Source organism: Streptomyces sp. CoH27, assembly GCF_020181035.1.
Taxonomy (GTDB): Bacteria; Actinomycetota; Actinomycetes; order Streptomycetales; family Streptomycetaceae; genus Streptomyces; species Streptomyces camelliae.
This window is the reverse complement of the sequence record NZ_JAIQYY010000015.1, coordinates 1-13,007: the sequence shown is the minus strand read 5'-3', so window position 1 is coordinate 13,007 and position 13,007 is coordinate 1. Positions and strand designations below refer to the sequence as shown.

Here is a 13,007-nt window from a genome sequence, read left to right as displayed (position 1 = left end):
ACGGGGGAGTTCTGATGCTGCTCAGCCTCGATGCCGCGACCGTGCGCTTCGGCGGGCGGGCCGTGCTCGACGCCGTCGGTCTGGAGGTCGCCGAGCAGGAGGTGGTGTGCGTGCTCGGGCCCAGCGGCAGCGGAAAGTCCACGCTGCTCCGGGCGGTCGCCGGCCTCCAGCCCCTGTCCGGCGGGCGGGTGCTGCTCGACGGCCGCGACCAGTCCGGCGTACCCGCGCACAAGCGGGGTGTCGGCCTGATGTTCCAGGACCATCAGCTCTTTCCGCAGCGGGACGTCGGCGCGAACGTGGCCTTCGGGCTGCGCATGCACGGCGTCGCCAAGGGGGAACGGGACGCCGAGGTGGGGCAGTTGCTGGAGCTGGTCGGGCTGCCCGGGGCGGCGCGGCGGGCCGTGGCCGCCCTGTCCGGTGGTGAGCAGCAGCGCGTGGCCCTCGCCCGTGCGCTCGCGCCGAAGCCCCGGCTGCTGATGCTGGACGAGCCGCTCGGCCAGCTCGACCGCTCGCTGCGGGAGCGGCTGGTGGTCGAACTGCGGGAACTCTTCAGGCGGTTGGGCACCACCGTGCTCGCCGTGACCCACGACCAGGGCGAGGCGTTCGCGCTGGCCGACCGGGTGGTGGTGATGCGGGACGGGCGGATCGCCCAGTCCGGCACGCCACTTGAGGTCTGGCAGCGGCCCGCCGACGCGTTCGTGGCCCGGTTCCTCGGCTTCGACAACGTGGTCGAGGCGACCGTCGTCGGTACGGCCGCCGACAGCCCCTGGGGCAAGCTGCCGGTGCCCGACGGTTCCCCGCAGGGCGCGCGCACGCTGCTGGTCCGGCCCGCCGGGGTACGGCTCGTGGCGGCCGACGCGGGCCTGCCCTGCACGGTGACCGCCCGCACCTTCAAGGGCACCCATGTGGCCGTCCACCTCCAGCCCGGGGACGGACCACGCCTGGAGGCCGCCTGCGCACTGCGGGACGCGCCCGAGGCCGGAGACGCGGTGGGCGTGGAGTTCGACGCGGCCGACATCGTCGTGCTCGGCTGATCTGCGACCTGCTGAGGGGAGGGGCCGTACGACCGCGGCCCGTCCCCTGGGGATAGGGGGACGGGCCGCGGAAGTGGAGTGAAAGCGCCGGGGTCAGCCGTTGCCGCGCGTGCCGCGACGGCGCATGCCGAACCAGACCGCGCCGCCGCCGACGACGACCAGCGCGCCCGCGAGACCGGCGATCAGCGGGGTGTTGGAGTTCGCACCGGTCTCGGCGAGGTTCGAGCTGCCGGCCGCCGGGGACGGTGCGTTGCTCGGCGCCGCGCTCGCCGGGGCGGAGCTGGACGCGGAGTCGGACGGGGTCGGGGTCGGCGACTGGGCCGGGGTGGACGCCGACGGCGACGGCTTCGGCGTCGTCGAGGCCGGCGGGGCCGGGGTGGAGCTTCCGGTCGTGCAGGCGGTGGACGGGGTCGTCAGGTCGGGCTGGATGTCCTCGTCGAGGATGTTGGTCGCCTTGATGTGGACGCGGTAGGTCGCGCCCGGCTTCCAGTCCTCCGGGATGGTCACCGACGCACCCGTGGCCGAGCCCTTGACCTCGTGCTCGCCCACCTTCGTCTCGACGCCACTGGTGTCCTTGAGGAACACGGTGACATGGGCCGGGGTGCCGGTGACATCGGTGTCGGTGACGACGATGACACCTTTCGCGCCGTCGCACTTGGCTTCGGCCTTGAAGTCACCGATCACACATGCGGACGCGGTGCTGGACAGAGCCAGCACCGCGGCGGCGGAGGCAGAGACAACACCGAGGATGCGCACGGAACGACGTGCACTGCGGCGAGTTATGGACAACGTTTGTCCTTTACAGAGTGCATAACTGCGGGGGGCTGAGGGGGTTTTGGGGCGGCGGACGAGGGTGACGCCCCAGCACCCCCAGGAGGCTCACAGGTCTATAAGCGCTCCGTAAGCAGTGTCAATGCACAAGCCGTCAGCAGTCGTTGGCTTTACCTTCTTATTAACCGACCGGACGTTTGACCCGAGTTGTCAGCCCTGGACCGCCGCCGGGTCCATCCACATGACCTCCCAGGTGTGGCCGTCGAGGTCGTCGAAGGTGCGGCCGTACATGAAGCCGTGGTCCTGGGTCGGGCCGGTCTCCGTGCCGCCCGCCGCGATCGCCTTCTCGACCAGCTCGTCGACCTTCGCGCGGCTCTCCGCGCTCAGGCAGACCAGCACCTCGCTGGTCGTCGTCGCGTCGGCGATCTCCTTCTTGGTGAACGTCGCGTAGAACGGCTTGGTGAGCAGCATCGCGAAGATGGTGTCGCTGATCACCACGGAGGCCGCCTTCTCGTCGCTGAACTGGGGGTTGATCGTGTAGCCCAGCTCCGTGAAGAACTTCTTCGAGGCGTCGAGGTCGTTCACGGGCAGGTTCACGAAGATCATCTGCTGGTACATGAGGTCTCTCCCGTAGAGGTTCGTGCCAGTGTGTTCGGTGGGTAGACCGGGGGTCCGGCTCGAACTCATCGGCGACGGGAGAACTTTTTTCAGCGGTCCACGGGGAGCGCCGCCAGGGAGGCGACGACGACGGTGAGGGGACCGAACAGCGCCAGCAGGGCCGCCGCGCGCAGGGCCGCTGCCACGCGCAGCATCGAGACCGGGGCGCCGAGCCGGAGTAGCGCGGCCGTCGTCTCGGACCGGCACTGGCGGGTCTCCACGGCCGCGGTGAGCAGGGTGGCGACCGTGCAGCCCGTGACGAGCAGCGCGCCCAGGGTGGTCAGCGGGCCGAACGCCGGTGCGGAGCCGGCGTACAGCGTGGTCATGGCGTACCCGGCGGACGCGACCGCGCACACGACGCCCAGGGGACGGCCGATACGGGTGGCTTCCGCCATGAGGACCCGGCCGGCGAGCAGGCGGAGGGCGCCGGGGCGGGTGGACTGCAGGAGCCGGCCGCACAGGTGGGTGAGGCCGGGGGCGGCGAGGACCAGGCCGGTGGCGATGAGGAGCCAGCCGAGCAGCACGGCGAGGGCCGCGCGGTCGTAGGCGTGGACCGCGAGGCCCATGGTGAGGAAGGTGATGCCCCAGGGGAGGCCGGCGGGGGCGTCCTTGGGGGGCTGAGGAGTGTCCGCGGGCCAGGTGGTCTCCGGGGCCGGGGAGCCGGGTTCGGTGCCCGGTGCGGTGAGGTCGCCGCTCTCCTGCGGAGCGGGAGCGGTCTCGGCGGTACGGTCGCCCGTCGGGTGCGGATGCGGTGGCCCGCCGTCGCTCGCGGTCCGCCGGCTCAGACGCGCGCCGTACCTGCCGTACGTCCCGAACGTCTCCTTCGCCGTCGCGTGGCCGTACGCCCCGAAACGGCCGAATCTGCGCGGGCCCGGAGTGGTGGGGCGGGGGTCGCGCGGGCGCAGGGACAGGGCCACCGTCGTCGTCGCCGTGGCCGGCACCAGGGCGAGCAGGGTCAGGGCCGCCGGGAGCGGGAGGGGCTGGCCGGAGGCGAGGAAGTCGGACGCGGCGCCGTCGAAGGGCATGCCCGTCAGGTCGCCGCGCAGGTGCAGGAAGACCAGCAGGGCCACCGCCGAGCCCAGGGTGCAGGCCAGGGCCGTGGTGAGGGCGGAGATGGCCATGAGGCGGGCCGGGCCGAGGCCGACGGCGGACAGTCCGGTGCGTGGCTTGGTGCCGGGGTCGGTGCGGGCGACGGCGAGCGCGAGGTACACCGTGGCGGCGAGCGGCACCGCGCACCAGACCAGGCGCAGCGCGGCGGCACCGGCGGACTGAGGGTGGTGCAGGGCGTAACCGAGGCAGGACAGCAGCAGGAACCCGGTGCCAGCCGAGGCCGCGGCCACCAGCAGGCGGCGCAGCTGGACCGCGGGCCGGGCCGCGCGGGTCAGACGGAGAGCGAGCACGCGGCCCGGCCTTCCGTCTCCGGGGTCTGGGGCAGGTGCACGGTCTGGACGCGCCGCCCGTCCAGCAGGGAGACCGTCCGGTCGGCGAGGGCCGCGGTGTCGGGGTCGTTCGTGGCGAGGACGACGGTGATGCCGTGCGAGCGGGCGGCCGTGGTGAGCGTCCGCAGCACGTGGGTGCGGTCGGCGCGGTGCAGCGGGGCCGTCGGTTCGTCGGCGAACAGGACCGAGGGGGCCGGGGCCAGCGCACGGGCGATCGACACGCGCTGGCGTTCGGCCTGCTGAAGTTCGTGCGGGTGCGCGCGGGACCTGTCGCCGACGTCGAGGCGCTCCAGCCACTCCAGCGCGGCGACCTTGGCCCGGCGGCGGCTGGTGCCGCGCAGCATCAGGGGGAGCGCGGCGTTCTCCCAGACGTTCAGCTCGGGGACGAGGACCGGTACGGGGTCGATCCAGCCGAAGCGGTCCCGGCGCAGCCGTTCCCGGGCCATCGGGCTGAGGGTGTGCACGGGCACGCTGTTGAACCAGACCTCGCCCTCGCGCACCGGCACCAGGCCGGACAGACAGCGCAGCAAGGTCGTCTTGCCGCTGCCGCGCGGGCCGGTGACGGCGAAGATCTCGCCTTCCCGCACCCCGAGCGAGATCCCGGCGAGCCCGGGGGAGCCGTCGGGGTGCCTGAAGTGCAGCGCGCGTGCCCAGAGCACGTCGTTGTCCGGCGGGGCCTCCATGGGCGTACACCTCGGTTCTGATCCGTGTTCCCGTGCCTGATCCCTCGTGTGGGCGAACGAAGGCTGGGCCGATCGGTCACTGGAACGCTAGATAGCCGGTACCGGGAGGCCGGACAGCACACGGCCCCGGGCCGCCGTTCTCACTCGAACGGGCGGCACCGGGGCCGGTGTTGATCATCCAGAAGGATCACCCGAGGATGATCAGAGCTTGGTCCACGCCTCCGTGAGCGTGGCCCGCAGGATCTGCTCGATCTCGTCGAAGGTCTCCTGGTCGGAGATCAGCGGCGGGGCGAGCTGGATCACCGGGTCGCCGCGGTCGTCGGCACGGCAGTACAGGCCGTTGTCGAACAGGGCCTTGGAGAGGAAGCCGTACAGCACGCGCTCGGTCTCCTCCTCGTTGAAGGACTCCTTGGTGTGCTTGTCCTTCACCAGCTCGATGCCGTAGAAGAAGCCGTTGCCGCGGACGTCGCCGACGATCGGCAGGTCGTGCAGCTTCTGCAGGGTCTGCAGGAAGGCGCCCTCGTTGTCGAGCACGTGCTGGTTGAGGTTCTCGCGCTCGAACAGGTCGAGGTTGGCGAGACCCACCGCCGCCGACACCGGGTGGCCGCCGAAGGTGTAGCCGTGCAGGAAGGTGTTGTCGCCCTTGTAGAACGGCTCGGCGAGCTTGTCGGAGATGATGCAGGCGCCGATCGGGGAGTAGCCCGAGGTCATGCCCTTGGCGCAGGTGATCATGTCCGGGACGTAGCCGAACTTGTCACAGGCGAACATCGTGCCGAGGCGGCCGAAGGCGCAGATGACCTCGTCCGACACGAGCAGCACGTCGTACTGGTCGCAGATCTCGCGCACGCGCTGGAAGTAGCCGGGCGGGGGCGGGAAGCAGCCGCCGGCGTTCTGCACGGGCTCAAGGAAGACCGCCGCGACGGTGTCCGGGCCCTCGAAGAGGATCTGCTGCTCGATCTGGTCGGCGGCCCAGCGGCCGAAGGCCTCGGGGTCGTCGCCGAAGATCGGGGCGCGGTAGATGTTGGTGTTCGGCACCTTGTGCGCGCCCGGCACCAGCGGCTCGAAGGGGGCCTTCAGGCCCGGCAGGCCGGTGATGGACAGGGCGCCCTGCGGGGTGCCGTGGTAGGCGACCGCACGCGAGATGACCTTGTACTTGGTCGGCTTGCCCTTGAGCTTGAAGTACTGCTTGGCGAGCTTCCAGGCGGTCTCGACGGCCTCGCCGCCGCCGGTGGTGAAGAAGACCTTGTTCAGATCGCCCGGGGCGTAGTCGGCCAGGCGCTCGGCCAGCTCGACGGCCTTGGGGTGGGCGTAGGACCACACCGGGAAGAAGGCGAGCTCCTGGGCCTGCTTGAAGGCGGTCTCGGCGAGTTCCGTGCGGCCGTGACCGGCCTGGACCACGAACAGACCGGCGAGACCGTCGAGGTAGCGCTTGCCCTTGTCGTCGTAGATGTAGGTGCCCTCACCCCGGACGATGGTCGGGACGGGGGAGTTCTCGTACGAGGACATGCGGGTGAAGTGCATCCACAGGTGGTCGTACGCGGTGCGGCTGAGGTCCTTCTGGGTCACGGTTATCGGGTTCCCCACATGTAGGTCTGCTTCTTGAGCTTGAGGTAGACGAAGCTCTCGGTGGAGCGCACCCCGGGCAGGGCCCGGATGCGTTTGTTGATGACGTCCAGCAGGTGGTCGTCGTCCTCGCAGACGATCTCGGCGAGGATGTCGAACGAGCCCGCGGTCATCACCACGTACTCGACTTCCGACATGTCAGTCAGCGCGTCCGCGATCGACTCGACATCGCCTTCGACGTTGATCCCGACCATCGCCTGCCGGCGGAAGCCCACGGTGAGCGGGTCCGTGACGGCGACGATCTGCATCACGCCCTGGTCCAGCAGCTTCTGGACGCGCTGGCGCACGGCCGCCTCGGACAGGCCGACGGCCTTGCCGATCGCGGCGTACGGCCGGCGGCCGTCCTCCTGGAGCTGCTGGATGATGGCGAGGGAGACGGCATCCAGCTGGGGGGTGCCGCCGTTCCTGGACTCGCGGGTGGAGTCCCTCTGGTCTGCGCTTCGACTGGCCACGACCTCACTGTGCACGAGGTCTCGACAGTTCCGCAAGCCCCGATCGATGAAATTCGTTGTCTGAGAGTCCGAACCTTGCGGATTTCGCAGAAGAGGTGCCCATGGGGGTGTTGAAAACGTGGGCCTGGCGACTAGGGTGGGTGTCTCAGCAATCGGACAGCGAGAACCTGATTCAGGAGGCCGGCAGTGAGCACCGAGCTGCGTCGTCTGCGCAACTACATCGACGGTGAGTTCCGGGACGCCGCCGACGGACGGACCACCGAGGTGGTCAACCCCGCGACGGGCGAGGCGTACGCGACCGCGCCGCTGTCCGGTGCGGCGGACGTGGACGCCGCAATGGAGGCCGCCGCCCGCGCCTTCCCGGCCTGGCGCGACACGACGCCCGCCGAGCGGCAGAAGGCGCTGCTGAAGATCGCGGACGCGTTCGAGGAGCGCGCCGAGGAGCTGATCGCGGCCGAGGTGGAGAACACGGGCAAGCCGGTCGGGCTGACCCGCTCCGAGGAGATCCCGCCGATGGTCGACCAGATCCGCTTCTTCGCGGGCGCGGCGCGGCTGCTGGAGGGCCGCTCGGCCGGTGAGTACATGGAGGGGATGACCTCGATCATCCGCCGTGAGCCGGTCGGCGTCTGCGCCCAGGTCGCCCCCTGGAACTACCCGATGATGATGGCGGTATGGAAGTTCGCCCCGGCGATCGCCGCGGGCAACACGGTCGTCCTGAAGCCGTCGGACACCACCCCCGCCTCCACCGTCCTCATCGCGGACATCATCGGCTCGATCCTCCCCAAGGGCGTCTTCAACGTCGTCTGCGGCGACCGCGACACGGGCCGGCTGATGGTCGAGCACTCGGTGCCCGCGATGGCGTCGATCACCGGCTCGGTGCGCGCCGGCATGTCGGTGGCCGAGTCCGCGTCCAAGGACGTCAAGCGGGTCCACCTGGAGCTCGGCGGCAAGGCCCCGGTCGTCGTCTTCGAGGACACCGACATCGCCAAGGCCGTCGAGGACATCTCCGTCGCGGGCTTCTTCAACGCCGGCCAGGACTGTACGGCCGCGACCCGCGTCCTCGTCCAGGAGTCCATCCACGACGAGTTCGTGGCCGCGCTCGCCAAGGCCGCGGCCGAGACGAAGACGGGTCAGCCGGACGACGAGGACGTCCTGTACGGCCCCCTGAACAACCCGAACCAGCTCAAGCAGGTCTCCGGCTTCATCGACCGCCTCCCCGCCCACGCCAAGGTCCAGGCGGGCGGCCACCAGGTCGGTGACCAGGGCTACTTCTACGCCCCGACCGTCGTCTCCGGCCTGAAGCAGGACGACGAGATCATCCAGAACGAGGTCTTCGGCCCGGTCATCACCGTCCAGTCCTTCTCGGACGAGGACCAGGCCGTCGAGTGGGCCAACGGCGTCGAGTACGCCCTCGCGTCCTCGGTGTGGACCAAGGACCACGCCCGCGCGATGCGCATGTCCAAGAAGCTCGACTTCGGCTGCGTGTGGATCAACACCCACATTCCGCTGGTCGCCGAGATGCCCCACGGCGGCTTCAAGAAGTCCGGCTACGGCAAGGACCTGTCGGCGTACGGCTTCGAGGACTACACGCGCATCAAGCACGTGATGACGTCCCTGGGCGAGTAGACACCGGGTACAGCGGGCGCGGCCTCTGGACGGGTCACCTCCCCGTCCGGGGGCCGCGCCGGCTCGTTCCCCGGCCACGAACTCCAGCTCGCTGCCGGTGACTTGAAGAGTGCCGTCCCGGTTCAGGGACGCGCCGGTGTCCGGCCAGTGAACAGGGCACGTATGACTGGAACATGCCATCAGTGATCGACAAGGTGTCGGGCAGCCGCCGGCTTGCTCGACGCAGCGTCGATTGTCCGTTCGGCGGGCCGGGCGGCATGCTTCCGGGGTGCCCCAGACTTCCTCCCGTACGACACCGATGCCCCGCCGTTCCCTTCTGCGCGCGCTCGGCGGCACCGCCGTGCTCGGCGCCCTGGCCGGCTGCGGGGTGCCCGCCGCCTACGTCGCGCCCGGCGACCGGGCCGTCGCCGACGCGTCCACGGCCGACAAGAAGCTGACCTGGGCGAACTGGCCGCTGTACATCGACACCGACGACAAGAACCCGAACCGGCGGCCCACCCTGGACGCCTTCGAGAAGCGCACCGGCATCTCCGTCGACTACGTCGAGGAGATCAACGACAACGACGAGTTCTTCGGCAAGATCAGCCCGGCGCTGATGAACCACCAGTCCACCGGCCGGGACCTGATCGTCATCAGCGACTGGATGTGCGCCCGGTTCGTCCGGCTGGGCTGGGTCCAGGAGATGGACCGCGCCCGGCAGCCGAATGTGGCCAAGTATCTGGACCCGCTGCTGCGTACACCCGCCTTCGACAAGGGCCGCCGGTTCAGCGTGCCGTGGCAGTCGGGCATCACCGGCATCGCCTACAACCGCAAGAAGCTGGGCCGCGAGATCCGGCACGTGAAGGACCTCTGGGCGAGCGACCTCAAGGGCCGCGTGACGCTCCTCTCCGGCCTGGACGAGTCCTTCGCGCTGCTGATGCAGGGCAACGGCGTGGACATCACCACATGGACGGCGGACGACTTCCACAACGTCTGCGACGAGGTGGAGCGCGAGATCCACCGCGGCCAGATCCGCCGCTTCACCGGCAACGACTACACCAAGGACCTGGTCAGCGGCGATGTGCTGGCCTGCCAGGCGTACTCGGGTGACGTCATCCAGCTCCAGGCGGACAACCCCGACATCCGCTTCGTCGTCCCCGAGGAGGGCGCCGAACTCTGGGCGGACTCCCTGATGATCCCCGACCGTGCCCTGCACAAGGCCAACGCCGAGCGGCTGATCGACTACTACTACGACCCCGAGGCCGCCGCGGAGCTCGCCGCGTGGGTGACGTACGTCTGCCCGGTCCCCGCGGCCAGGGAGGTGCTGGCCGCTTCGAAGGACAAGGACACCGCGGCCCTCGCCGACAACCCCCTGATCTTCCCGGACGCCACGATGCGCGGCCGTCTCGCCGTCGCCCGCGACATCACCTCCACGGAACGGGTGGAGTTCGCCAAGCGCTGGAACAGGATCGTGGGGCTCTGAGCCGCCGACCGGTCACCCGGGTGCCGTCACCCGGTCCAGGGTGCTGCCGACCGGCTTGAAGGTCCTGCGGTGGTGGAGCAGCGGTGGGGAGTCGGAGGTGGCCACCGCGACGACACGGACGATGACGATGTCGTGGTCGCCCTCGTCGTGGATCTTCTCCCGGTGGCAGATCAGGCTGGCCGCCGCGTCCGGTACGACGGGTATCCCACCGTCGAGCACCCGGAGGCCGCCGGTCGTGTGCTTCGCCGGCTCCGACGTCGCGAACGTGCGCGCCAGGTCCTCCTGGTCCTCGGCGAGCAGGTTCACCGCGAACGCGGGCTGTGCTGTGAGGGCCACGTGGGTGCGGGCCGTCTTCGCCACGCAGACCAGGAGCCGTGGCGGGGCCATCGAGAGGGTCGCGAACGAGGTGACCGTCATCGCGCGCAGGGTGCCGTCGTGGGCGGCGCTGACCACGGCCACGGTCGAGGCGATCCGGGAGAAGGCGTCGAGTACCAGGGAGCGGGTCGCTTCACGGAGCATGGTCGAGGGTTCCTTCGGCGTGGGCGGGGACCGGCAGCGGGTCCGGCCGGGGGGCGGTGCGGCGCTGCCTCGACTCCAGGCGGCCGGACGCGACGGCGGTGAGCAGCGCGGCCGCGGCCATGACCGCGCCGACCGCACTGGAGGACGCGTACCCGAAGCCGGCGCTGATGGTGAGGCCGCCGAGCCAGGCGGCGATGGCGTTGCCGAGGTTGAAGGCGCCGATGTTGAGGGAGGACGCCAGGGTCGGTGCCCCCGCCGCGTTGTCCAGCACCCGCTTCTGCAGGGGCGGGACGGTCGCGAAGCCGAACACTCCGATCAGGAATGTGAGGACCACCGCGGCGACCTGGTGGGAGGCGGCGAGACTGAAGCAGAGCAGTGTCACGGAGAGCAGCGCCAGCGTGGTGCAGAGCATCGGCATGAGCCGCTTGTCGGCGAGCCTGCCTCCGATGATGTTGCCGAGCACCAGCCCGCATCCGAAGACGACGAGGAGCCCGGAGACCGAGGACTCGGGGAAGGACGCCACCTCGGTCAGGATCGGCGCGATGTAGGTGACGGCGGCGAACACCCCGCCGAATCCCAGTACGGTCATGAGCATCGCGAGCAGGACCTGCGGGTTGCGGAGCGCGGCCGCCTCCCCGGCGACACCGGCCCGTTCGGGACGGCGGTCGGCGGGGACGAAGCAGAGGACTCCGGCGACGCCCAGGACTCCCAGGAGGGCGATGAGGACGAAGGTGACGCGCCAGCCGGCCGCCTGTCCGACCAGCGTTCCCAGGGGGACTCCCGCGACGTTGGCGACCGTGAGTCCGCTGAACATCATGGAGATCGCCGAGGCGCGGCGGTGCGGCGCCACGAGGTCCGCCGCCACGACCGAGCCGATGCCGAAGAAGGCGCCGTGGGTGAAGGAGGCGAGGACCCGGCCGAGGAGCAGGAGGGCGAAGTCCGGTGCGGCCGCGCAGAGCGCGTTGCCGGCCACGAAGACGCCCATGAGCAGTGCGAGCATCGATTTCCTGGACATCCGGGTGCCCAGCAGGGTCATGACGGGTGCGCCGACGACCACGCCGACGGCGTAGGCCGTGACCAGGTAGCCGGCCGACGGGATCGACACGCCGAAGGAGTCCGCGACCTGCGGCAGGATCCCGGTGGCCACGAACTCCGTGGTTCCGATGCCGAACGCACCCATGGCGAGAGCCAGAAGCGCCAGTGGCATGTGTACTCCTCGACCTCGGCGCACCGGACCGGTGCGCGAGCTGGCGATGGGGGGCCGGCCGTGCCGCGCGGTGGGCGCGGCGGACACGGGCCGGCCGGAGTGAGCGGTGAGACCCCGCCCGCCGACGGAGGGGGAAGGCCGTCAGGCGGGCGGAGTGTCACCGCGCAGTGACGTTAGCCCGGCCGGGCCCGCCGGCCTGAGGAGTCGATGCCGACGGTGGGCGTCTTCGGCAAGTTGCCCGTGTTGTGTTCGGCCTGTGCCGCCGCGGGCGCTGCCGGGGCGTCAGTCGACGGCCGTCGGGATGCTCGTGTTCGGCACATGCAACGTGGAGGAGAGCAGCCGCAGACCGGCCTCCGAACTCGTACCGACCCGGGCCGTGTAGGCGATCATGCGCTGTCCGGCCGCTCCGGGAACCAGCAGGCTCTGGAAGGAGAGCTCCATGGCACCGACGAGGGGATGGTCGATCTCCTTGATTCCGGCGACACAGGTCCGCACCGGGTGCCGGGCCCAGCGTTTGGCGAACTCCTCGCTGTTCATGATGAGTTCGCCGACCAGTTCGGCGAGCTGCTTGTCGTGGGGGTAGCGGCCGGCGACGAGCCGCAGCGAGGCCACCGCGAGCTGTGCCTCGTCGTGCCAGCGCGGGTAGAGGTCGCGGTTGCGCTCGTCCAGGAAGAGCATCCGGGTCAGGTTCGGCCGGCGCCCCGGATGCTCGGGTGCGTCGAAGTCCAGGTGCATGCCCAGCAGGAGATGGCCCATGGCGTTCCAGGCGAGGACGTCGTTGCGCCGGTCCAGGACCAGGGCGGGGGTGTCCGTGAAGGTGTCGATGAGCTGGCGGACACCGTGGTCGGCGCAGGGGGTTCGCGGGGCCTGGGCACGACGGGAGGTGACCGTCTCCGGCCTGGCGAGATCCATGAGGTGGCTGTACTCGTCCGGGGTCAGGCGCAGGGTGCGGGAGATCGCGTCGAGGACGGAGTCGGACACGTGGTTGATGCGGCCCTGTTCGAGCCGGGTGTAGTGGGTGACGCTCAGGCCGGCCGCCAGCGCCACCTCCTCGCGGCGCAGACCGGGTACCCGGCGTCGTTCCGCCAGCTGCGGAAGCCCGACCTCCTCGGGTGTCAGGGCGGCTCGGCGGCTGCGCAGGAAGTCGCTCAGCTCGGAGAAGTCAGGCATGGGGTGCCCCTCCCGTGAATCCGGTGACATGAACCGTGCCCCCCGTCCAACGGGGGTGGATCACCGGTCCTTCCCGTGCTGGGTGGTCATGTCGTGACCACCCAGCGCCCGCCCGGTCAGCGGCCGAGGAGTCGTTTTTGGGGACTGGGTAGGTGCCGGCGCGGGTCGCAGGATTCCTTCGGTCGAAGGTTCTCGACGTTTCTCGAAGCTTCTCGAAGGTCTCGAAGGGGATCCCATGTCTGTTGTTGATGGTGTGTCGGAGGGGGCGGTTTCGGCCGGTCCGGGTGGTCCGGGTGGTCCGGGTGGTCCGGGTGGTCCGGTGGAGTCGCAGGGGTTGACGTCGCGGATGCGGCTGACGCTGGTG

The 13,007-nt window shown here is 70.5% G+C and carries 12 protein-coding genes; 3 read left to right on the top strand and 9 right to left on the bottom strand.

Features of this window, described 5'->3' with window-relative positions; genetic code table 11:
- Positions 1 to 14 precede the first annotated feature (14 nt).
- Positions 15 to 1,034, top strand: a complete 1,020-nt coding sequence (locus tag LE548_RS25295) for an ABC transporter ATP-binding protein (protein WP_225099256.1) — start codon at positions 15 to 17, stop codon at positions 1,032 to 1,034.
- A gap of 93 nt (positions 1,035 to 1,127) precedes the next feature.
- On the opposite strand, the gene LE548_RS25290 is transcribed toward LE548_RS25295, so the two are convergent.
- From LE548_RS25290 to LE548_RS25265, 6 genes are all read right to left on the bottom strand, one after another.
- Positions 1,128 to 1,823 carry an LAETG motif-containing sortase-dependent surface protein gene (locus LE548_RS25290; RefSeq protein WP_263636565.1) on the bottom strand — a complete coding sequence of 232 codons (696 nt, stop codon included), beginning with the start codon at positions 1,821 to 1,823 and terminating at the stop codon, positions 1,128 to 1,130.
- A 192-nt stretch (positions 1,824 to 2,015) separates the two neighbouring features.
- Complete coding sequence (locus LE548_RS25285) at positions 2,016 to 2,423, bottom strand: VOC family protein (RefSeq protein WP_225099254.1); 408 nt, start codon at positions 2,421 to 2,423, stop codon at positions 2,016 to 2,018.
- A gap of 89 nt (positions 2,424 to 2,512) precedes the next feature.
- A complete protein-coding gene (locus LE548_RS25280) occupies positions 2,513 to 3,862 on the bottom strand; it encodes a hypothetical protein (RefSeq protein WP_225099253.1) in 1,350 nt (449 codons plus the stop codon).
- Positions 3,844 to 4,584 (bottom strand): ABC transporter ATP-binding protein, encoded by a 741-nt coding sequence (locus LE548_RS25275; RefSeq protein ID WP_225099252.1) that lies wholly within the window; start codon positions 4,582 to 4,584, stop codon positions 3,844 to 3,846. The genes LE548_RS25280 and LE548_RS25275 overlap by 19 nt, the downstream gene beginning before the upstream one ends.
- Positions 4,585 to 4,785: 201 nt before the next feature.
- A complete protein-coding gene (locus LE548_RS25270; RefSeq protein ID WP_225099251.1) occupies positions 4,786 to 6,168 on the bottom strand; it encodes an aspartate aminotransferase family protein in 1,383 nt (460 codons plus the stop codon).
- Positions 6,153 to 6,674 carry an Lrp/AsnC family transcriptional regulator gene (locus LE548_RS25265; protein WP_067041370.1) on the bottom strand — a complete coding sequence of 174 codons (522 nt, stop codon included), beginning with the start codon at positions 6,672 to 6,674 and terminating at the stop codon, positions 6,153 to 6,155. The genes LE548_RS25270 and LE548_RS25265 overlap by 16 nt, the downstream gene beginning before the upstream one ends.
- Before the next feature lie 171 nt (positions 6,675 to 6,845).
- Between LE548_RS25265 and LE548_RS25260 the strand changes: the two genes are divergently transcribed.
- The gene (locus LE548_RS25260; RefSeq protein ID WP_225099250.1) at positions 6,846 to 8,285 is read left to right on the top strand and encodes a gamma-aminobutyraldehyde dehydrogenase; all 1,440 of its coding nucleotides are present in this window, start codon (positions 6,846 to 6,848) and stop codon (positions 8,283 to 8,285) included.
- A 268-nt stretch (positions 8,286 to 8,553) separates the two neighbouring features.
- The gene (locus tag LE548_RS25255; RefSeq protein ID WP_374116174.1) at positions 8,554 to 9,747 is read left to right on the top strand and encodes a PotD/PotF family extracellular solute-binding protein; all 1,194 of its coding nucleotides are present in this window, start codon (positions 8,554 to 8,556) and stop codon (positions 9,745 to 9,747) included.
- 12 nt (positions 9,748 to 9,759) lie between these two features.
- Here the strand turns inward: LE548_RS25255 and LE548_RS25250 are convergent, their stop codons facing one another.
- The 3 genes from LE548_RS25250 to LE548_RS25240 all read right to left on the bottom strand — a co-directional run bounded on the left by LE548_RS25250 (position 9,760) and on the right by LE548_RS25240 (position 12,643).
- Positions 9,760 to 10,266 (bottom strand): flavin reductase family protein, encoded by a 507-nt coding sequence (locus LE548_RS25250; protein WP_225099249.1) that lies wholly within the window; start codon positions 10,264 to 10,266, stop codon positions 9,760 to 9,762.
- On the bottom strand, positions 10,256 to 11,473 hold the full coding sequence (locus tag LE548_RS25245) for an MFS transporter (protein ID WP_225099248.1): 1,218 nt from the start codon (positions 11,471 to 11,473) through the stop codon (positions 10,256 to 10,258). The genes LE548_RS25250 and LE548_RS25245 overlap by 11 nt, the downstream gene beginning before the upstream one ends.
- Positions 11,474 to 11,755: 282 nt before the next feature.
- On the bottom strand, positions 11,756 to 12,643 hold the full coding sequence (locus LE548_RS25240) for a helix-turn-helix domain-containing protein (protein WP_225099247.1): 888 nt from the start codon (positions 12,641 to 12,643) through the stop codon (positions 11,756 to 11,758).
- Positions 12,644 to 13,007 lie beyond the last annotated feature (364 nt).

Coding starts and splice junctions, on each gene's coding strand:
- LE548_RS25295 (WP_225099256.1), top strand. CDS start 15: ATGCTGCTCAGCCTCGATGCCGCGACCGTGCGCTTCGGCGGGCGGGCC.
- LE548_RS25285 (WP_225099254.1), bottom strand. CDS start 2,423: ATGTACCAGCAGATGATCTTCGTGAACCTGCCCGTGAACGACCTCGAC.
- LE548_RS25275 (WP_225099252.1), bottom strand. CDS start 4,584: ATGGAGGCCCCGCCGGACAACGACGTGCTCTGGGCACGCGCGCTGCAC.
- LE548_RS25250 (WP_225099249.1), bottom strand. CDS start 10,266: ATGCTCCGTGAAGCGACCCGCTCCCTGGTACTCGACGCCTTCTCCCGG.
- LE548_RS25245 (WP_225099248.1), bottom strand. CDS start 11,473: ATGCCACTGGCGCTTCTGGCTCTCGCCATGGGTGCGTTCGGCATCGGA.
- LE548_RS25240 (WP_225099247.1), bottom strand. CDS start 12,643: ATGCCTGACTTCTCCGAGCTGAGCGACTTCCTGCGCAGCCGCCGAGCC.